14 protein-coding genes are annotated in these 19,259 nt (G+C 70.8%); 10 read left to right on the top strand and 4 right to left on the bottom strand.

Annotated features, from left to right (window positions below; translation table 11 throughout):
- Positions 1 to 17: 17 nt before the first annotated feature.
- Together QIT00_RS09665 and QIT00_RS09660 are read right to left on the bottom strand one after the other, a co-directional pair.
- Positions 18 to 1,217, bottom strand: a complete 1,200-nt coding sequence (locus QIT00_RS09665) for a trypsin-like serine peptidase (RefSeq protein ID WP_282534732.1) — start codon at positions 1,215 to 1,217, stop codon at positions 18 to 20.
- 249 nt (positions 1,218 to 1,466) lie between these two features.
- A complete protein-coding gene (locus tag QIT00_RS09660; protein ID WP_282534731.1) occupies positions 1,467 to 2,696 on the bottom strand; it encodes a trypsin-like serine peptidase in 1,230 nt (409 codons plus the stop codon).
- Between the two features lie 638 nt (positions 2,697 to 3,334).
- Here QIT00_RS09660 and QIT00_RS09655 point away from each other — a divergent pair.
- The 3 genes from QIT00_RS09655 to QIT00_RS09645 are packed head-to-tail and all read left to right on the top strand — an operon-like array spanning position 3,335 to position 8,645.
- Positions 3,335 to 4,633, top strand: a complete 1,299-nt coding sequence (locus QIT00_RS09655; RefSeq protein ID WP_282534746.1) for a diaminobutyrate--2-oxoglutarate transaminase family protein — start codon at positions 3,335 to 3,337, stop codon at positions 4,631 to 4,633.
- Positions 4,634 to 4,693: 60 nt separating this feature from the next.
- Positions 4,694 to 6,592, top strand: coding sequence for an IucA/IucC family protein (locus QIT00_RS09650; RefSeq protein WP_408909745.1), 1,899 nt, complete (start codon positions 4,694 to 4,696; stop codon positions 6,590 to 6,592).
- A 40-nt stretch (positions 6,593 to 6,632) separates the two neighbouring features.
- Complete coding sequence (locus tag QIT00_RS09645; protein WP_282534729.1) at positions 6,633 to 8,645, top strand: ATP-dependent DNA helicase; 2,013 nt, start codon at positions 6,633 to 6,635, stop codon at positions 8,643 to 8,645.
- A gap of 190 nt (positions 8,646 to 8,835) precedes the next feature.
- Here QIT00_RS09645 and lexA read toward each other — a convergent pair whose 3' ends face one another.
- The gene (gene lexA / locus QIT00_RS09640; protein WP_282534728.1) at positions 8,836 to 9,621 is read right to left on the bottom strand and encodes a transcriptional repressor LexA; all 786 of its coding nucleotides are present in this window, start codon (positions 9,619 to 9,621) and stop codon (positions 8,836 to 8,838) included.
- Between the two features lie 512 nt (positions 9,622 to 10,133).
- Here lexA and nrdR point away from each other — a divergent pair.
- Both nrdR and QIT00_RS09630 read left to right on the top strand, forming a co-directional pair.
- Positions 10,134 to 10,670, top strand: a complete 537-nt coding sequence (gene nrdR / locus QIT00_RS09635) for a transcriptional regulator NrdR (RefSeq protein WP_282534727.1) — start codon at positions 10,134 to 10,136, stop codon at positions 10,668 to 10,670.
- Positions 10,671 to 10,831: 161 nt separating this feature from the next.
- Positions 10,832 to 13,711 (top strand): vitamin B12-dependent ribonucleotide reductase, encoded by a 2,880-nt coding sequence (locus QIT00_RS09630; protein WP_282534726.1) that lies wholly within the window; start codon positions 10,832 to 10,834, stop codon positions 13,709 to 13,711.
- A 131-nt stretch (positions 13,712 to 13,842) separates the two neighbouring features.
- Here the strand turns inward: QIT00_RS09630 and QIT00_RS09625 are convergent, their stop codons facing one another.
- Entirely contained in the window at positions 13,843 to 14,370 is a 528-nt protein-coding gene (locus QIT00_RS09625; RefSeq protein ID WP_282534725.1) for a TerD family protein, read from the bottom strand.
- 145 nt (positions 14,371 to 14,515) lie between these two features.
- Between QIT00_RS09625 and QIT00_RS09620 the strand changes: the two genes are divergently transcribed.
- From QIT00_RS09620 to QIT00_RS09600, 5 genes are all read left to right on the top strand, one after another.
- Entirely contained in the window at positions 14,516 to 15,121 is a 606-nt protein-coding gene (locus QIT00_RS09620; RefSeq protein ID WP_282534724.1) for a YdbC family protein, read from the top strand.
- An 18-nt stretch (positions 15,122 to 15,139) separates the two neighbouring features.
- On the top strand, positions 15,140 to 15,799 hold the full coding sequence (locus tag QIT00_RS09615) for a histidine phosphatase family protein (RefSeq protein WP_282534723.1): 660 nt from the start codon (positions 15,140 to 15,142) through the stop codon (positions 15,797 to 15,799).
- A gap of 137 nt (positions 15,800 to 15,936) precedes the next feature.
- Positions 15,937 to 17,148: an NAD(P)/FAD-dependent oxidoreductase gene (locus QIT00_RS09610; protein WP_282534722.1), complete on the top strand. Its 1,212-nt coding sequence runs from the start codon at positions 15,937 to 15,939 to the stop codon at positions 17,146 to 17,148.
- A gap of 80 nt (positions 17,149 to 17,228) precedes the next feature.
- A complete protein-coding gene (locus QIT00_RS09605; protein ID WP_282534721.1) occupies positions 17,229 to 18,227 on the top strand; it encodes an RNA polymerase sigma-70 factor in 999 nt (332 codons plus the stop codon).
- A gap of 96 nt (positions 18,228 to 18,323) precedes the next feature.
- The gene (locus tag QIT00_RS09600) at positions 18,324 to 19,229 is read left to right on the top strand and encodes an ADP-ribosylglycohydrolase family protein (RefSeq protein WP_282534720.1); all 906 of its coding nucleotides are present in this window, start codon (positions 18,324 to 18,326) and stop codon (positions 19,227 to 19,229) included.
- The last annotated feature ends 30 nt before the right edge of the window (positions 19,230 to 19,259 follow it).

The raw sequence follows: 19,259 nt of genomic DNA, 5'->3' as shown, positions 1-19,259 counted from the left end.
TTGCGTGTCGTACGCGCCTACTGGCTGCCGTACTTCTCGCTCATCGTGTCGAAGACGCGCTTCGCGCCGTCGCCCAGCTGCGGCCCCGCGAGCCAGCCGTTCGAACCGGCCGGGCCGATCGAGGTGTTGGAGACCAGGGCGAGCTTGCCGCCGCCAATCTCACGGAACCAGCCGCCGCCGGAGGAGCCCGCGGTCATGGTGCAGCCGATGCGGTACATCGTCGGCGAGGACGGGGTCAGCGAGAGCCGGCCGGGCCGGTCGACACACTTGTGCATCAGCGCACCGTCGTACGGCGGAGCCTGCGGGTAGCCCCAAGCACCCATCGCGTCCACGGACTTGGGGGACGGCGAGGAGAAGTCCACGGGCAGCGCCGCGCCGACGGTCTCCTCCAGGGACTTGGTGCCGCGCTCCGGCTTCACGTGCAGCACCGCGTAGTCGTACTCGTACGAGCCGCTCTCGGCGTCCTGGGCCGTGGTGCCGTCGATCCACTCGTTGGAGGTGGAGATCCAGTCCGCCCAGAACTGGCCGTACGGGGCGCGGTCCTGCGGGCCTGCGCTCTCCAGGGCGCGGGCGGAGAGGCCCTTGTGGTTGTAGGCCGGGGTGAAGACGATGTTCCGGTACCAGCCGCCCTTCTGGCCGGCGTGCACGCAGTGGCCCGCGGTCCACACGAGGTTGGACTTGCCGGGGTTGCGCGGGTCCTTCACGACGGTGCCGGAGCAGACCGCGGTGCCCTCGGGGGTGTCGAAGAAGATCTTGCCGACCGGCGCCGCGTACTTGTAGTACGGCGTGCGCTCCGGCTCGGCGCGGACCGGGCGCGGCTCGGGGTCGGTGACGCCCTCGTTGCTCGCGGCGGCCTTGCTGGAGATGGTCTGGCTGGGGGACTTCGCGGTCTTCATCCGGTCCGCGTCCCACAGACCCTCGATGACCGGGTTGGCAAAGTCCTTCGCCTCACGCAGCCACTTGTCCTTGTCCCAGTTCTTCCACTCGCCGTCCTTCCACTTGTCGACGTCGATGCCGTGCTCCTTGAGCCGGTCGGCGATGCCGTCGAGGTCGTCCGGAAGCTGGGCCTCGTCCGCGCCCGAACCGCCCTCCTTCGCGGCGGAGTCGGTGGGCTTGGCGTCGGCCTTGGGGTCGCCGCCCGAATCGCAGGCGGTGGCGGTCAGGGCCAGGGCCACGGCGAGCGAGGCCGCGGCGAGCGCCGGACGTATGGATCGCATGGTGAGGAAACCCCCGATGGGTGTGGAAGCGGTGGTGATGGGGATGGGGAGAGCGGTTCCGGGCGACGGGCGCCCGAACGGTGCTGCTACGGGTGGCGAGCGCCCGAACGGTGCTGCCAAGGGCAAGGGCAAGGGCAAGTGCAAGTGCAAGTGCAAGGGCGGCGCAGCGCCCGAACGGTGCCGCCTCCGGGATGGGCCCGGGAGCGGCACCGTTCGTTCAGAGTGAGGCCAACTGCCCTGCGCGGGCGATCAGTTGGCGGACTGCTTGCTGACCTCGTCGTAGATGCCCTGCGCTTCCTTGCCGAAGCGCGGGCCCGCGAGCCAGCCGGCGGTCACCGGGCCGATGGAGGTGTTGGAGACCAGGGCGGGCTTGCCGTCCTGGCCCTTGGCGACCCAGCCGCCGCCGGAGGAACCGGCGGTCATGGTGCAGCCGATGCGGTACATCGTCGGCTGCGACGCGGACAGCGAGAGGCGGCCGGGCTTGTCGGCGCAGGAGAACTCCAGCTCACCGTCGAACGGCGGAGCCGCCGGGTAGCCGGTCGCCTTGATCGAGGCGATCTTCGGCACGGCCGGGGCGTTGAACTCGACCGGCATCGCCGCGCCGACGGTCTCCTCCAGGGACTTGCCGGCGGCGCCCTTCTCGGGCGTCACCTCCATCACGGCGAAGTCGTACGGAGCACCGGCGCCGCCGGACTGGGCGCCCTGCGCGATCCACTCGTCCGAGGTCCTCGCCTGCTTGCTCCACCAGACGCCGTACGGAGCGAGCTCCTCCTTCGTCGCCTTCTGGTCGGCGGGCTTGCCCTCGTTGTTGTACGACGGCACGAAGACGAGGTTGCGGTACCAGCCGCCCTCCTTGCCCGCGTGCACACAGTGGCCGGCCGTCCAGACCATGTTGGACTTCCCGGGGTTGGCCGGGTCCTTCACCACGGTGGCCGAGCACTGCGCGGAGCCCTCGGGGGTCTCGAAGAAGAGCTTGCCCGCGGCCGGGGCGCTGTCGTGGTACGGGGTCGCCACCTGCTGGGCGTCGACCGGCTCCGGGATCGGGTCCGTCTTGCCCTGGTCGCCGGAGATGTCGTTGTCGACGGGCTTCTCCGGGTGCTTGTCGGTGTCGCGCAGCCGGTCAGAGTCCCAGAAGTCCTCGATGATCGGGTTGACGAAGTCCTCGGCCTCGCGCAGCCACTTGTCCTTGTCCCAGTTCTTCCACTCGCCGTTCCGCCACTTGTCGACATCGATCCCGTGCTCCTTGAGCCGGTCCTTGATGTCGTCGGGAATCTCGATCGGCTTGTCCTCGCCGCTGCCACCGGCGCTGCCGCCGTCGGCCGTCGCGGACGCGGTGGGCTTGCCGTCGGCGTTGTCCTCGCCGGGGCCGCAGGCCGTGGCCGTCAGCGCGAGCGCGGCCGAGACTGCGAGCACGGAGGAGGTGGTGCGGCGCACACTCCTCCCTCGGCGAGCGGCGAAGAGTGGACGTATGGGTCGCATGGCGAGAATCCCCCTGTTTTGACTTTGTCGGACTTGGTGAACTCCCTCCGGCCGCGGCCGACGGGCCCGTACGGACCGGAAGTTGCAGTTCACATGTGCAGTTGTGGCATCGCCGCTGAGCGGCAGCGCGACGATCGAGCACCCCACACTATGCCGGTGCCATCGGGGACGACCCACGGGGCCGCAACGGTTCTGTCACGGCCCGGCTCCTCCGGCCCGATCCGCGCGCCAGGTCACGGGGAGGTTGATGGGGAACTTCCGGTTGATGGTGGTTCCGTGCGCGCGTGGTCGGGCAAAGGTTTTCGTTTGGCAAGGATCTCCGGGCCGGGCGTGATCCTCCGTATCCGACGTCGTTGGTGCGTACGGGGGACAGGCGTCCGGCGCCGGATCCCTCCAGGGGCGTCCTAGGGGGCGTCCCCCCGAAGCCCCGGGCGGCCCACCGCCCAACTCGCCTACGTACAGCGGGAGGACACACAGCCGTGGCCGTCACCGAGCCTGCGCCGCCGCGAGCCGCGCTGCCCGCGTCCCCTCCACCCGCGTCCCCTCCACCCGCGTCCGCTCCACCCGCGTCCCCTCCACCCGCGTCCCCACCGCCCGCGCCCGCTCCGCCCGCCCGCAGGGGGACCGGCCCCGAGGGCATCCTGCGGCGCCAGTCGCTGCGCGAGTCGGCCGACCGCACGTACGCCAGGTCACTCCCCATCGTGCCGGTCCGCGCGCGCGGCCTGACCATCGAAGGGGCCGACGGACGGCGGTACTTGGACTGCCTGTCCGGGTCCGGGTCCCTCGCGCTCGGCCACAACCACCCCGTCGTCCTGGAGGCGATCAGGAAGGTCCTGGACTCCGGCGCGCCCCTGCACGTCATGGATCTCGCCACGCCCCTCAAGGACGCCTTCGTCACCGAGCTCTTCGCCACGCTTCCGCCCGCTCTCGCGTCCCGCGCCCGCGTACGGTTCTGCGGACCGGCCGGGGCGGACGCGGTCGAGGCGGCCGTGGAACTCGTACGGACGGCGACGGGGCGCGACGGACTGCTCGCGTTCACGGGCGCGTCCCACGGCGTGACCGAGGAAGCCCAGGCCACCGCCGGCGCGCGCGTGACGCGGCTCCCGTACCCGCAGGACTACCGCTGCCCCTTCGGCACCGGCGGCCCCGAGGGTGCCGAACTGGCCGCCCGCCGGGCCGAGTCGCTGCTCGACGACGCGAGGTCCGGGGTGCCGCTGCCCGCCGGACTGATCGTCGAGCCGGTGCAGGGCGAGGGCGACGTGCTGCCCGCGCCGGACGCCTGGCTGCGCCGGATCCGGAAGATCACCGAGGCGCGCTCGATCCCGCTGATCGCCGACGAGGTGCAGACCGGCGTCGGCCGCACGGGCGCCTTCTGGGCTGTGGAGCACAGCGGGATCGTGCCCGACGTGATGGTGCTGTCCAAGGCCATCGGCGGCAGCCTCCCGCTCGCCGCCGTGGTCTACCGCGACGACCTCGACGCCGGGGAGCCCGGCACGCACGCCGGTACCTTCCGGGGCAATCAGCTGGCCATGGCCGCGGGCGCCGCGACCCTCGCCCACGTCCGCCGCCACCGCCTCGCCGAGCGCGCCGCCGAACTCGGCACGCGCATGCTCGACCAGCTGCGGGACGTGGCCGCGGACCATCCGCAGATCGGGGAGGTGCGGGGGAGAGGGCTGATGATCGGCGTCGAACTGGTCGACCCGGAGGGGCCGGGGGCCGGACCACCGCCCCCCGCGCCCCGGCTCGCGGCCGCCGTGCAGCGCGCCTGCCTGGACCGCGGCCTCATCGTCGAACTCGCCGGCCGCCGGTCGAGCGTCGTACGCCTGCTGCCCCCGCTGACCCTCACCGACGACCAGGCCGACGCGGTGCTCGACCGGCTCACGGACGGGCTGGCCCGGGTGCTGAAGCACGGGCGGCCGGAATCCGACCGGCCGTAGCGCGAGTCTGATCGACTTGATCGCGTGCCCGACCCTCAACCCCCGTCCCTCCAGAGGAACATGAGCCGCATACCCCGTACATCGTCTCGAAGTGGGAGAGTCCCCGTGCCGCACGCCCCGCTCGCCGCCGCGTCCGTACCGCCCGAGCTCAACCCGGAGGCCTGGGCGCGCACCGCGCGACGGCTCCTCGCGAAGCTGCTCGGCGAGTTCGCGTACGAGGAGATCCTCAGCCCGGAGTTCGAGGAGACCCTCAGCCCGGAGTGCGAGGAGACCCTCAGCCCGGAGCTCCAGGACGGCTCGTACGTCCTCGCGCTCGACGACGGCGCCCGGCTCCGCTTCCGCGCCCGCCGTGCGGCGTACGGGAGTTGGCGGGTCGAGCCGGACTCGCCGACCCTGCGGGACGCGGACGGGGCCGAGGCGCCGTTCGGCGACCCGTTCGCGTTCCTCGCGCGGGCGCGGCGGCGGCTCGGCCTCGACGGGGACACACTGGGCCACGTCGTACGCGAGCTGAACAGCACCCTCGCCGCCGACGCGCGCCTCGACCGCACCGGACTGACCGCCGCCGAGCTCGCCGACCTCCCGTACGCCGAACTGGAGGGCCACCAGACCGGGCACCCCTGGCTCGTCCTCAACAAGGGACGGCTCGGCTTCTCGGCCGCCGACGCCGCCCGCTGGGCCCCGGAAGCTCGCGTTCCGGCACGCCTGCCGTGGATCGCGGTGAGCGACGAGCTGGCCGCGTACCGAGGTGTGCGGCACCTGGCCGCCCCGGAGCGGCTCTACGCGCACGAGCTGGACGCCGCCACCCTCGACACCTTCTCGCACGCCCTCCGCGCACGCGGCCTCGATCCGCGCCGGTACCTCTACCTGCCCGTGCACCCCTGGCAGTGGGACGAGATCGTGCTCCCGCTGTTCGCCCCGTCCGTGGCCGCCGGGGACATCGTGCCGCTCCCCGAGGACCCCGACCAGCGCCTGCCGCAGCAGTCCATCCGTACGTTCCTCAACACGTCACGGCCCGACCGGCACACCGTCAAGCTGCCGCTCTCGATCCTCAACACCCTTGTCTGGCGCGGCCTTCCGACCGACCGCACCCTCGCCGCGCCCGCCGTCACCGCCTGGGTGCACGCGCTGCGCGACGCCGACCCGTTCCTGCGCGACGAGTGCCGCGTCGTCCTCCTCGGCGAGGTCGCCTCGGTCACCGTCCGCCACCCGGTCTACGACGAACTCCCGGACGTGCCCTACCAGTACAAGGAACTCCTCGGCGCGATCTGGCGCGAACCCCTGGAGCACAGCCTCGACCCCGGCGAACGCGCCCGTACGCTCGCCTCCCTGCTGCACACCGACCGCGACGGCCGGGCCTTCACCGCCGAGCTGGTCGAGCGCTCCGGACTCGCCCCGAAGGTCTGGCTGCGCCACCTCCTCGCCGCCCTGCTGCCGCCGCTGCTGCACTTCCTCTACCGCTACGGCACCGTCTTCTCGCCGCACGGGGAGAACGCCATCGTGGTCTTCGACGCGGAGGACGTGCCGGTCAGGCTGGCCGTCAAGGACTTCGTCGACGACGTGAACGTCAGCGCGCAGCCCGTGCCCGAGCACGCCTCGATGCCGGACGATGTGCGCGAGATCCTGCTCACCGAGCCGCCCGCCTTCCTCACCCAGTTCATCCACTCCGGCCTGTTCGTCGGCGTCTTCCGCTACCTCGCCCCGCTCTGCGAGGACCAACTCGACGTGCCCGAGGGCGAGTTCTGGACGCTCGTACGCGAGGAGATCCTCCGCCACCAGGCCCGGTTCCCGGAGCTGAAGGACCGCTTCGAGCTCTTCGACCTGCTCACGCCCCGGATCGAGCGCCTCTGCCTCAACCGGAACCGGCTCCATCTCGACGGCTACCGGGACCGCCCCGAGCGCCCGCACGCCGCCGTCCACGGGACCGTGCCGAACCCGCTGCACGCGGGGCCGCGGCCGTGATCGCGGGATTGTCAGTGGGGCACCGTAGGCTGGTCGAGCTATGACGAAGCCCTCCCTCCCCGAACTCCTGCACGCCGCCGTCGAAGCCGTCGGCGGCACGGAGCGCCCCGGCCAGGTGACCATGGCCGAGTCCGTCGCCGAGGCCATCGACGGCGGCTCCCACCTGCTCGTCCAGGCCGGCACGGGCACCGGAAAGTCCCTCGGCTACCTGGTGCCCGCGCTCGCCCACGGGGAGCCCGTGGTGGTCGCGACGGCCACGCTCGCCCTACAGCGCCAGCTGGTCGAGCGCGACCTTCCGCGCGCGGTCGAGGCGCTGCATCCGCTGCTGCGCCGCCGCCCCCAGTTCGCCATGCTCAAGGGCCGGTCGAACTACCTGTGCCTGCACCGCCTGCACGAGGGCGTCCCGCAGGAAGAGGACCAGGGACTCTTCGACCAGTTCGAGGCGGCGGCCCCCACCAGCAAGCTCGGCCAGGACCTGCTGCGCCTGCGGGACTGGTCGGACGAGACGGAGACGGGCGACCGGGACGACCTCACGCCCGGCGTCTCCGACCGCGCCTGGTCGCAGGTCTCGGTCTCCTCGCGCGAGTGCCTGGGCGCCTCGAAGTGCACGTACGGCGCGGAATGCTTCGCCGAGTCGGCCCGGGAGCGCGCGAAGCTCGCCGAGGTGATCGTCACCAACCACGCGCTGCTCGCCATCGACGCCATCGAGGGCGCGCCGGTGCTGCCGCAGCACGAGGTCCTGATCGTGGACGAGGCCCACGAACTGGTCTCCCGCGTCACCGGCGTCGCCACCGGCGAGCTCACCCCTGGCCAGGTCAACCGCGCGGTGCGGCGCTCCGCGAAGCTGGTCAACGAGAAGATCGCGGACCAGCTGCAGACCGCCGCCGAGACCTTCGAGCGGCTCATGGAGCTGGCCCTCCCCGGCCGCCTGGAGGAGATCCCCGAGGACCTCGGTTACGCGCTCCTCGCGCTGCGCGACGCCGCCCGCAACACGATCTCCGCGATCGGCGCCACGCGCGACAAGTCCGTCCAGGACGAGGACGCGGTCCGCAAGCAGGCCCTGGCCGCGGTGGAGAACGTCCACGACGTCGCGGAGCGCATCACCAACGGCTCGGAGTGGGACGTCGTCTGGTACGAGCGGCAGGACCACCGCGGCGGAGCCGCCAACCGATTCAGCGGCGCGTCCCTGCGCGTCGCCCCCATGTCGGTCTCCGGACTGCTCCGGGAGAAGCTCTTCACGGACCGCTCCGTCGTCCTCGCCTCGGCCACGCTCAAGCTGGGCGGCGACTTCAACGGCGTCGGGGCCTCCCTCGGCCTCGCCCCGGAGGGCATCGCCGGCACGGAGGGCGATGCGGAGGAGCTGCCCGTCTGGAAGGGCATCGACGTCGGGTCCCCCTTCGACTACGGCAAGCAGGGCATCCTCTACGTCGCGAAGCATCTGGCCCGCCCGTCCCGTGACGGCACGCGCGGCGACATGCTGGACGAGCTGACGGAGCTGATCCAGGCGAGCGGCGGACGCACGCTCGGCCTCTTCTCCTCGATGCGGGCCGCCCAGTCCGCCGCCGAGGAACTCCGTTCCCGTATCCCGGAGTTCCCTATCCTGCTGCAGGGCGAGGAGACCCTCGGCGAGCTGATCAAGAACTTCGCGGCGGACCCGAAGACCTGCCTGTTCGGCACACTCTCGCTCTGGCAGGGCGTCGACGTCCCGGGCGCAGGCTGCCAGCTGGTCGTGATGGACAAGATCCCGTTCCCGCGCCCGGACGACCCGCTGATGAGCGCCCGCCAGAAGGCCGTGGAGGACAACGGCGGCAACGGCTTCATGGCCGTCGCCGCCACGCACGCCGCCCTGCTGATGGCCCAGGGCGCGGGCCGTCTCATCCGCGCGTCGGGCGACCGCGGCGTGGTCGCGGTCCTGGACCCCCGCCTGGCCACGGCCCGCTACGGCAGCTACCTGAAGGCCTCACTCCCCGAGTTCTGGTACACCACGGACCGCAACCAGGTCCGCCGCTCCCTGGCGGCGATCGACGCGGCGGCGAAGCAGTCGGAGGGCTGACCCCGCACGGGGGAGCTGAGGGGGGCGCCCCCGACAGGGGCGCGGGGAACTGCGCGACAAGCCACGACGCACGGGCAGCCGCTCGGCAACGCGGCAGTCCCGCGGCGCGTAGGCGACAAAGCAGGACCCCGGAACCGGCGCAGTTGGTTCCGGGGCCCGGACTAGGGGGCGCGGGGGTTCCACCCCCGACTCACACCCGACGCAGCACCGCGACCACCTTGCCGAGGATCGTCGCCTCGTCACCAGGAATCGGCTGGTAAGCGGAGTTGTGAGGCAGCAGCCACACATGCCCGTCCTCGCGCTTGAACCGCTTGACCGTCGCCTCGCCGTCCAGCATGGCGGCCACGATGTCGCCGTTCTCCGCGACGGGCTGGCGGCGGACGGTGACCCAGTCCCCGTCACAGATCGCGGCCTCGATCATCGAGTCACCGACGACCTTGAGGACGAACAGCTCGCCGTCACCGACCAGCTGGCGCGGCAGCGGGAAGACGTCCTCGACCGACTCCTCGGCGAGGATCGGGCCACCGGCGGCGATCCGGCCGACCAGCGGGACGTACGACGCGGCGGGCTTGCCCGTGGTGTCCGTGGGCTGGCTGCTGGGCTGGTCCGAGCCACGCACCTCGTACGCGCGGGGCCGGTGCGGGTCGCGGCGCAGGAAGCCCTTGCGCTCCAGGGCCATCAGCTGGTGCGCGACGGAGGACGTGCTGGAGAGGCCCACCGCCTGGCCGATCTCGCGCATCGACGGCGGGTATCCGCGCCGCTGCACGGAGTCCCTGATCACCTCGATGACGCGGCGCTGGCGGTCTGTGAGCCCTGTGCTGTCCGCCCTGATTCCTGGAGGTCGCCCGGGAAGCGAGCGTGTGGGCTTGGGCCCCTCCGGGTTCGTGGCTCCGTCATTCATGGCATGCACCGGCTCGAGTCGGCCCTGGGCGCGGTCCTGGGCGGTGATGGTGGCGCTGTCTGCGGTGGTGGTCACGGCGGCCCCTCTCGAGATGTTCTCCCTAGCTGGACAACGGTAGTAGCTTTCGAAAGGTTGCGCCAAACACACGTTCGAGTGAAAAATCGCGGACTGCCTGACGTGATCATGAGTCCGGGTGTATGGCTGACGCTCGAACGAACGCGATTCGGTTCATCACGGTACGCGCGCCGCTGGCGCCGAGCGCACTGCGGCGATGCCTCCCCGTGTGCCTCCCAGTGGTGCCTGCCCGTGTGCCTCCCAGTGTGCCATCCGGGCCCTCCGAGGCGGGCCTCCGACCCCTTCGCGTACCCTCGTCGACGGCTCCCGCTCGACCCTGTTCCCGCGACACGCGATGGGGTCGAGAATGGAGTCAAACCCCAGATCTAGTGGTTGGATTGGCGAAGCCACCCAGAAGTTGTGGTCCCTGGTCCTCTCGGGCCGCGATCATCGCCTATGCTTGGGGCTGCTTCGAGGGGCTCAAGGCCCTCTTCGAGGCCATTCAGTCGTGCTGTGAAGGAGGGTTGGGAGTTATGCACTGCCCCTTCTGCAGGCACCCCGACAGCCGCGTCGTCGACAGTCGCACCACGGACGACGGCACGGCGATCCGCAGACGCCGCCAGTGCCCGGACTGCTCCCGTCGTTTCACGACCGTGGAGACCTGCTCGCTGATGGTGATCAAGCGCAGCGGGGTGACCGAACCTTTCAGCCGTACCAAGGTCATCAATGGCGTGCGCAAGGCGTGCCAGGGGCGACCGGTGACCGAGGACGCTCTCGCCCAGCTCGGCCAGCGGGTCGAGGAGGCGGTGCGCGCCACCGGCAGCGCCGAGCTGACCACCCACGACGTGGGCCTGGCCATACTCGGGCCGCTGCGTGAGCTCGACCTCGTCGCCTACCTGCGATTCGCGTCCGTGTACCGGGCGTTCGACTCGCTCGAGGACTTCGAGAGCGCCATCGCGGAACTCAGGGAGCAGCGTGGCTCCGCGAGCGGCGAGGACGACGGCCGAGAGGCCGAGAGCGGGACCGGGGGGACTGTCGAAGTCCCCGTGCCCGCCACCGCCGCCGACTGACGGCGGGCCGGTGCGGACCGCGTAGGGCCGTACCCCGCCGATCAGCGGCGACCGAGACCCGTCATGGGTGCCCTTCGTGGCGCCCACGACACCAGACACACACCGTGCCATGGGAAGAACGTGGCACTTCAGGGCGTTTTAGCCCGATACAGGGAGGCGGCATGACAGAGACGGCGAGCGGCCCGGCACGAGGTTCCCGTTCCAAGGGTTCCAAGAGCAAGGGTCTGCGCATCGAGCGCATCCACACCACCCCGGGCGTGCACCCGTACGACGAGGTGGAGTGGGAGCGTCGTGACGTCGTCATGACCAACTGGCGCGACGGCTCGGTCAACTTCGAGCAGCGTGGCGTCGAGTTCCCCGACTTCTGGTCGGTGAACGCGGTCAACATCGTCACCAGCAAGTACTTCCGCGGGGCGGTCGGCACTCCGCAGCGCGAGACCGGTCTGAAGCAGCTGATCGACCGGATCGTGAAGACGTACCGCAAGGCCGGCGAGGAGCACAGCTACTTCGCCTCCCCCGCGGACGCCGAGATCTTCGAGCACGAGCTGGCCTACGCCCTCCTGCACCAGATCTTCAGCTTCAACTCCCCGGTGTGGTTCAACGTCGGCACGCCGCAGCCGCAGCAGGTCTCCGCCTGCTTCATCCTCTCCGTCGACGACTCCATGGAGTCGATCCTGGAGTGGTACAAGGAAGAGGGAATGATCTTCAAGGGCGGCTCCGGCGCCGGCCTGAACCTCTCCCGTATCCGCTCCTCCAAGGAGCTGCTCTCCTCCGGCGGCAACGCCTCGGGCCCCGTCTCCTTCATGCGCGGCGCCGACGCCTCCGCAGGAACGATCAAGTCCGGTGGCGCCACGCGCCGCGCGGCCAAAATGGTCATCCTCGACGTCGACCACCCCGACATCGAGTCCTTCATCGAGACCAAGGTGAAGGAGGAGGAGAAGATCCGCGCCCTGCGCGACGCGGGCTTCGACATGGACCTGGGCGGCGACGACATCACGTCCGTCCAGTACCAGAACGCCAACAACTCGGTCCGCGTGAACGACGAGTTCATGAAGGCGGTGGAGGCCGGCGGCAACTTCGGCCTGCGCTCCCGCATGAGCGGCGACGTCATCGAAGAGGTCGAGGCCAAGTCCCTCTTCCGCAAGATGGCCGAGGCCGCCTGGGCCTGCGCCGACCCCGGCATCCAGTACGACGACACCATCAACGCCTGGCACACCTGCCCGGAGTCCGGCCGCATCAACGGCTCGAACCCGTGCAGTGAGTACATGCACCTGGACAACACCTCGTGCAACCTCGCCTCGCTGAACCTGATGAAGTTCCTCAAGGACGACGGCGAGGGCAACCAGTCCTTCGAGTCGGAGCGCTTCGCCAAGATCGTCGAGCTGGTCATCACCGCGATGGACATCTCCATCTGCTTCGCGGACTTCCCGACCCAGAAGATCGGCGAGAACACCCGCGCCTTCCGCCAGCTCGGCATCGGCTACGCCAACCTCGGCGCCCTGCTGATGGCGACCGGCCACGCCTACGACTCCGACGGCGGCCGTGCGCTCGCCGGCGCCATCACCTCCCTGATGACGGGCACGTCGTACAAGCGCTCCGCCGAACTCGCCGCCGTGGTCGGCCCGTACGACGGCTACGCGAAGAACGCGACGCCGCACAAGCGCGTCATGAAGCAGCACGCCGACGCCAACGCCAAGGCCGTCCGCATGGACGACCTGGACACCCCGGTCTGGGCCGCCGCCACGGAGGCCTGGCAGGACGTCGTCCGCCTCGGCGAGAAGAACGGTTTCCGTAACTCGCAGGCCTCGGTCATCGCCCCGACCGGCACCATCGGTCTCGCGATGTCCTGCGACACCACGGGACTTGAGCCCGACCTCGCCCTGGTCAAGTTCAAGAAGCTCGTCGGCGGCGGCTCCATGCAGATCGTCAACGGCACCGTGCCGCAGGCGCTGCGCCGCCTCGGCTACCAGCCGGAGCAGGTCGAGGCGATCGTCGCCCACATCGCCGAGCACGGCAACGTGATCGACGCCCCGGGCCTGAAGACCGAGCACTACGAGGTCTTCGACTGCGCCATGGGCGAGCGTTCCATCTCCGCGATGGGCCACGTCCGCATGATGGCCGCGATCCAGCCGTGGATCTCCGGCGCCCTCTCCAAGACGGTCAACCTCCCGGAGACCGCCACCGTCGAGGACGTCGAGGAGGTCTACTTCGAGGCGTGGAAGATGGGCGTCAAGGCGCTCGCCATCTACCGCGACAACTGCAAGGTCGGCCAGCCCCTCTCCGCGAAGAAGAAGGAGCAGGAGAAGGCCGAGGTGACCGAGAAGACCGAGGCGACGATCCGCGAGGCCGTCGAGAAGGTCGTCGAGTACCGCCCGGTGCGCAAGCGCCTCCCGAAGGGCCGTCCCGGCATCACCACCTCCTTCACGGTGGGCGGCGCCGAGGGCTACATGACCGCCAACTCCTACCCGGACGACGGTCTCGGCGAGGTCTTCCTGAAGATGTCCAAGCAGGGCTCCACCCTCGCGGGCATGATGGACGCCTTCTCCATCGCCGTCTCCGTCGGTCTGCAGTACGGCGTGCCGCTGGAGACGTACGTCTCGAAGTTCACCAACATGCGCTTCGAGCCGGCCGGTATGACGGACGACCCGGACGTGCGGATGGCGCAGTCGATCGTCGACTACATCTTCCGCCGCCTGGCGCTCGACTTCCTGCCCTTCGAGACCCGCTCCGCGCTCGGCATCCACTCCGCCGAGGAGCGCCAGCGCCACCTGGAGACCGGTTCGTACGAGCAGTCCGACGACGAGCTCGACGTCGAGTCCCTGGCCCAGTCCGCCCCGCGGGCCCAGGAGTTGCTGAAGTCGGTGACGGCGCAGCCCGAGGCGGTGGCCCCCAAGGAGGCGCACACCTCCGCGGAGCTGGTCGAGATGCAGCTGGGCATCCAGGCCGACGCCCCGCTCTGCTTCTCCTGCGGTACGAAGATGCAGCGGGCCGGCTCCTGCTACATCTGCGAGGGCTGCGGCTCGACCAGCGGCTGCAGCTGAGCGACTGACCGGCTGAGCGCCGACCGGCTGAGCGACGGACCAGCTCAGCAGCTGACGTCCCAGGGGGCGGTGGACCGGATTCCGGTTCGCCGCCCCTCGGCGTCGCGCCGCCACGAGTGGGATCAGGCGGATCAGGTCAGCGCGCTCAACTGGGCCGTGAACGACGTGGGATCGGCGTCGAAACCGCGGATCGTGCTGCGGAACTCCCAGGCGCCGGTCTCGTCCCGGGTGAACTCCGCCAGCGTGGAAGCCGTGCCGGCCGCGGCCTCGCCGAGGTCGCTCGTCGCCAACTCCGTGTACCCCTCGGCGATGCGCACGCCCGTGTTGGTGATGTCGCCGAAGGTCTTCCGGCCGTCGTTCTGCTGTATCACCACACCGACCACGACCCGGGTGTACGTCTCCGCCAGGCGGTCGAACTCCAGGGTCATGACCTCGTCGTAGCCGAAGCCCTGGCCCGTGCGGCTGTCGCGGTTGAGGGTGATCGTGCCGTCCGGGGAGCGGCTGCCGAAGTGCACCACGTACTCCGGATCGGCGTAGCCCGCGCCCGTCGTGTACGCCGCCGCGACGAGGTCCAGGTCGTGCTCCGGCTCTCCCATCGGGCTCGGGTCCCATCTCAGGGCCACCTCGACCTTGCCGAGGCCCTTCTTCACGCTGCTCACTGGACTCCCCCTCCTGGACGGCGAGTTGATGTTCCCTCACATGGTCACGTGCGATGAGACACGTTACGGCCTGCCACTGACAAGCGGGCGATCAGTTGTCCACAGGCAGTGACCGCCGGAACGCTCCGCGGCATAAGATGGCGCGGTGCTGGTCAAGTGGATTCGCTGCACCGTGGTGGACCGCCGGGGGTTCGAGCGGGGGCAGCGAAAGTGGGCGGGGCTTCTCGGAGAGCCGGGGTTTCGAGGACAGGGCGGTGGCTGGAGCCGTCGGCGGCCGGACACCGTGCACGTCATATCGTTCTGGGAGAGCCGCGCGTTCTACGACTCCTTCATGGCCCGCTCGCACAACCGGCTGCACGCCTCCCAGGCCGGTACGTACAAAGACCTCCAGGTCAAGCTCTTCGACCACCGCTTCGATGTGAAGACGGGCTTCGAACCGCACTTCACCGATGCCGACGTGGTGCGGCTCGCGCACTGCAAGGTGCGGGCGGACCGCGTCGACCACTTCGCGCTCGTACAGGAAAAGATCTGGAACCCGGCGATGGCCGGTTCTCCCGGCATGGTGCGGGGCCTCTTCGGTGAGGCGCCGGAGAACGAGTTCCTGGTGCTCTCCATGTGGCAGTCGACCGCCGAGTACGGCAAGTACCAGGTCGAGCGGGTGGAGCGGCTCACCCTGCGGGCGCAGACCGAGGCCGATGTGGCGGCGCTGAACGGGGACGTGGTGCAGCTCGAACCCTCGTGGATCGTCTAGACGACCTAGGGTTTCCGCATGGCACGTCCTCGGCGCATCGTCCTCGTCCGGCACGGAGAGTCGGAAGGCAATGCCGACGACACCGTTTACGAGCGCGAGCCCGACCACGCCCTGCGGCTCACCGACACTGGTCGGCGCCAGGCCGAGGCCACCGGCGCCCACCTGCGGGAACTCTTCGGCCAGGAGCGCGTCAGCGTGTACGTCTCGCCGTACCGCCGCACGCTGGAGACGCTGCGCGCCTTCGATCTCGACCCCGCCCTGATCCGCGTGCGGGAGGAGCCGCGGCTGCGTGAGCAGGACTGGGGCAACTGGCAGGACCGCGACGACGTACGCCGGCAGAAGGCCTACCGCGACGCCTACGGGCACTTCTTCTACCGCTTCGCGCAGGGCGAGTCCGGGGCCGATGTGTACGACCGGGTCGGCGCGTTCCTGGAGAGCCTGCACCGCAGCTTCGAGGCGCCGGACCACCCGCCGAACGTCCTCCTCGTCACCCACGGGCTGACCATGCGGCTGTTCTGCATGCGCTGGTTCCACTGGCCGGTCGCCGAGTTCGAGTGCCTGTCCAACCCCGGAAACGCCGAGGTCCGCTCGCTGATTCTGGGCGCGGACGGGCGCTACACCCTGGACCGGCCGTTCGTACGGTGGCGGGAGCCGGAGACGTACGACCAGATCCGGTAGCCGTCCGTTCCCCGCCGCGTCGGCGGGGGCTGGCTGGGGGGCCGGGGGGGTGTCACAGCTCGCGCGCAGCCGGTGTCTTGAGGTCGAACCCCCTGGGAACTGCGCCGGGGCCGGACCCCGGGAACGGAGGAGACGCCATGGCTCGGAACACCGGTACGGCGGCGACGACCGATGTGGTCGTGATCGGTGGCGGCTACGCGGGCGTGATGGCCGCCAACCGCCTCACCCAGCGCGGCGATGTGTCCGTGACGCTGATCAACCCGCGCCCGGACTTCGTCGACCGCATCCGCCTGCACCAGCTGGTCGGCGGAACCCACGACGCGGTCGTCAACTACCGCAGGATCCTGGCCGGGCGCGTACGCCTGGTCGTCGACACCGTCACGCGCATCGATGCGCCCGCGCGCGGCCTGACCCTGGCGAGCGGCGGCACCCTCGACTACGACCACCTGATCTACGCGGTGGGCAGCGGCAGCGCCGAGCCCGATGTGCCCGGCGCGGCTGCGTACGCGTACCCGATCGCCACGCTGGAGGAGGCGCAGCGGCTGCGCCCGGTCGTCAAGACCGCGTCGGCGGCGGCCCCGGTGACGGTGGTCGGCGCCGGCCCGACCGGCATCGAGACCGCCGCGGAGCTGGCCGAGGAGGGGCGGACGGTGGCGTTGGTCTGCGGCGGGGTGCTCGGGCCGTATCTGCATCCGCGGGGGCGGCGCTCGGTGGCCGGTCGCCTTGCCGCGCTCGGCGTGACGGTGGTCGACGGACCCGAGACGAACGTGACGGCCGTGACCGCCCATTCCGTCCGCCTCGCCGACGGCCGTGAACTGCCGAGCGAAGTGACCGTCTGGACCGCCGGGTTCGGCGTGCCGGAGCTGGCGCGCCGCAGCGGGCTGAGCACCGACGAACTGGGCCGCCTGCGCACGGACGAGACGCTGACCAGCGTGGATGACGTACGCATCGTCGCGACCGGGGACGCCGCGGCGCCCTCGGACCTGCCGTACCGGATGAGCTGCCAGGCCGCCGTCCAAATCGGCCCGCAGGCCGCCGAGACCGTGCTCCGCCGGATCGCGGGGGAGCGGCCGCGGGCGGTCGAGGTCGCGTTCGTCAGCCAGTGCGTGAGCCTGGGCCGGCGCGCCGGAATCTTCCAGACCGCGTCGAAGAACGACATCGCCAGGCCGTACTACTTCGCCGGCCGACCGGGCGCGAAGATCAAGGAGTTCATCTGCCGCGGCATCGTCTGGCAACTGCGCTTCGAGGCACGGCGTCCCGGCGCGGTCGACTGGTGGATGAAGGACCGCAATCGGGGAACGGCCGTGGCCGAAGCCGGCCGGCGGGGCGAGACCTCGGCCGTGCGGTGACGGGAGGGTACGGGAGGGAACGGGAGTGAACGGGAGGGAACGGGAGCGAACCGGAGGGGCGGATGAGGATGGGGACGCGTATGAGCACCTGGAGAGACATGCACGACGCCGTCGGCGACCGGACGGGCGAGCCCTTCGACGCGGCCACCGAGGCCTTCGGCGACGGTGCGGGCGCACCCTTCGGCGCGGCCACCGAGGCCTTCGTGGCGCACCGGAACCTGCTCTTCACCGTCGCCTACGAGATGCTCGGCTCGGCCGCCGACGCCGAGGACGTGCTCCAGGAGACCTGGCTGCGCTGGGTCAAGGTGGACCTGGGGCAGGTCCGCGACCAGCGCGCCTACCTGGTCCGTACGACCACCCGGCAGGCCCTCAACCGGCTGCGCACGCTCAAGCGCCGCAAGGAGTCGTACGTCGGACCCTGGCTGCCCGAGCCGATGCTCACCGCGCCCGACGTGGCCGAGGACGCGCTGCTTGCCGAGAGCGTGTCGATGGCCCTGATGCTCGTCCTCGAAACGCTCTCGCCGACCGAACGGGCCGTCTTCGTCCTGCGGGAGGCCTTCGCCCTCGGCTACGACGAGATCGCGGACGCCGTCGGCAAGAGCCCCGCCGCCGTACGACAGATCGCCCACCGGGCGCGCAAGCATGTGGACGCGCGCCGTCCGCGCCAGACGGTGTCGGCCGACGAGACGCGGGCTGCGCTGGCTTCCTTCCGGAGCGTGCTGGAGACCGGTGACCTGCACGGACTCATGGACGTGCTCGCGCCGGAAGTCGTCCTCGTCAGCGACGGGGGCGGCATCAGGCAGGCGGCGCCGCGGCCGATCAACGGCTCCGACAAGGTGGCCCGCTTCATGATCGGCGGACTCGGCAAGAACCAGCTCCCGATCACGCTGACCCCGACCGTGGTCAACGGAAACCCGACCCTCGTCGTCCGTCTCGACGGCGAGTTGGACGGCGTCATGGCGGTGGCTGTCGAAGGCGGGCGCATCAGCGGCCTGTACTACGTCCGCAACCCGGAGAAGCTGTCGCGAGTGGAGTCGGAGACGGTGCTCACGCGGGAGGGGCTGGGCGGCGGTCGTTGAGGGTCCGGTTCCGGTGGGCAGTGGCGCTGGTTGCCGCGGTGGGAATCCGGCGGCGTGGTGCTGGACCGGGGGTCGCCGCATTAGAGTGGCAGAGCCATGATCGCTGACTCCTCTTCCCAGCAGCGCCTGGAGCGCGCACTCGCCGCCCTGCGCGGACTCGCGGTGGGGGACGCCCTCGGCTCCCAGTTCTTCGTCCCCGCGAACTATCCGCTCCTCAAGCGTCGAGAAGTGCCGCAAGGAACCTGGCAGTGGACCGACGACACCGAGATGGCCTGCTCCGTACTCGCCGTCCTGGTGGCGCACGGGCGCATCGAGCAGGACGCGCTCGCCGAGTCCTTCGCCGAGCACCACGACTTCGACCGCGGCTACGGGCCCGCCGTGAACCGGCTGCTCCGCCTCATCCGCGAAGGCGGCGACTGGCGCGAGCTCGCGTCGGCACTGTTCAAGGGCCAGGGCTCGTGGGGCAACGGCGCGGCCATGCGGATCGCGCCCCTCGGTGCCTGGTACGCCGACGATCCCGAACAGGCCACGCACCAGGCGGAGATCTCCGCCTACCCGACGCACCAGCACCGGGAAGCCGTCGTCGGCGCGATGGCGGTCGCCGCGGCCGCGGCACTCGCCGCCGACCCCGCCGGGCCGCCCTCGCCCGCGGCCCTGCTCGACGGCGTCGTCGCGCTCGTCCCGCGCAGTGCGGTGGGCGCGGGCCTGCGGCGGGCCCGGGACATGCTCGACTACAGCGACGCCACCACCGTGGCCGCCGTCCTCGGCTGCGGCCGTCGCACCACCGCGCATGACACCGTGCCCTTCGCGCTCTGGTCGGCGGCCCGTGCCCTCGGCGACTTCGAGCGGGCCTTCTGGACCACGGCGCAGGTCGGCGGCGACATGGACACGACCTGCGCGATCGTCGGCGGGGTCGTGTCGTCCGGCGCCAAGACTGCCCCTCCGGAGTCTTGGCTTGAGCAAACTGAGGCGCTTCCTTCCTGGGTTCCTGTCTCTGGGTGAGGTTGGTTTCGGGGTGTGGGCGGTTTGTGG

It is taken from the genome of Streptomyces luteolus, from assembly GCF_029968015.1.
GTDB classification, from domain to species: Bacteria; Actinomycetota; Actinomycetes; order Streptomycetales; family Streptomycetaceae; genus Streptomyces; species Streptomyces luteolus.
Note: the sequence above shows the minus strand (reverse complement) of the source record. Positions and strands in the feature narration are given on the sequence as shown.

Coding starts and splice junctions, on each gene's coding strand:
- QIT00_RS09665 (WP_282534732.1), bottom strand. CDS start 1,217: ATGCGATCCATACGTCCGGCGCTCGCCGCGGCCTCGCTCGCCGTGGCC.
- QIT00_RS09660 (WP_282534731.1), bottom strand. CDS start 2,696: ATGCGACCCATACGTCCACTCTTCGCCGCTCGCCGAGGGAGGAGTGTG.
- QIT00_RS09650 (WP_408909745.1), top strand. CDS start 4,694: ATGAGCCGCATACCCCGTACATCGTCTCGAAGTGGGAGAGTCCCCGTG.
- QIT00_RS09645 (WP_282534729.1), top strand. CDS start 6,633: ATGACGAAGCCCTCCCTCCCCGAACTCCTGCACGCCGCCGTCGAAGCC.
- nrdR (WP_282534727.1), top strand. CDS start 10,134: ATGCACTGCCCCTTCTGCAGGCACCCCGACAGCCGCGTCGTCGACAGT.
- QIT00_RS09630 (WP_282534726.1), top strand. CDS start 10,832: ATGACAGAGACGGCGAGCGGCCCGGCACGAGGTTCCCGTTCCAAGGGT.
- QIT00_RS09615 (WP_282534723.1), top strand. CDS start 15,140: ATGGCACGTCCTCGGCGCATCGTCCTCGTCCGGCACGGAGAGTCGGAA.
- QIT00_RS09610 (WP_282534722.1), top strand. CDS start 15,937: ATGGCTCGGAACACCGGTACGGCGGCGACGACCGATGTGGTCGTGATC.
- QIT00_RS09605 (WP_282534721.1), top strand. CDS start 17,229: ATGAGCACCTGGAGAGACATGCACGACGCCGTCGGCGACCGGACGGGC.
- QIT00_RS09600 (WP_282534720.1), top strand. CDS start 18,324: ATGATCGCTGACTCCTCTTCCCAGCAGCGCCTGGAGCGCGCACTCGCC.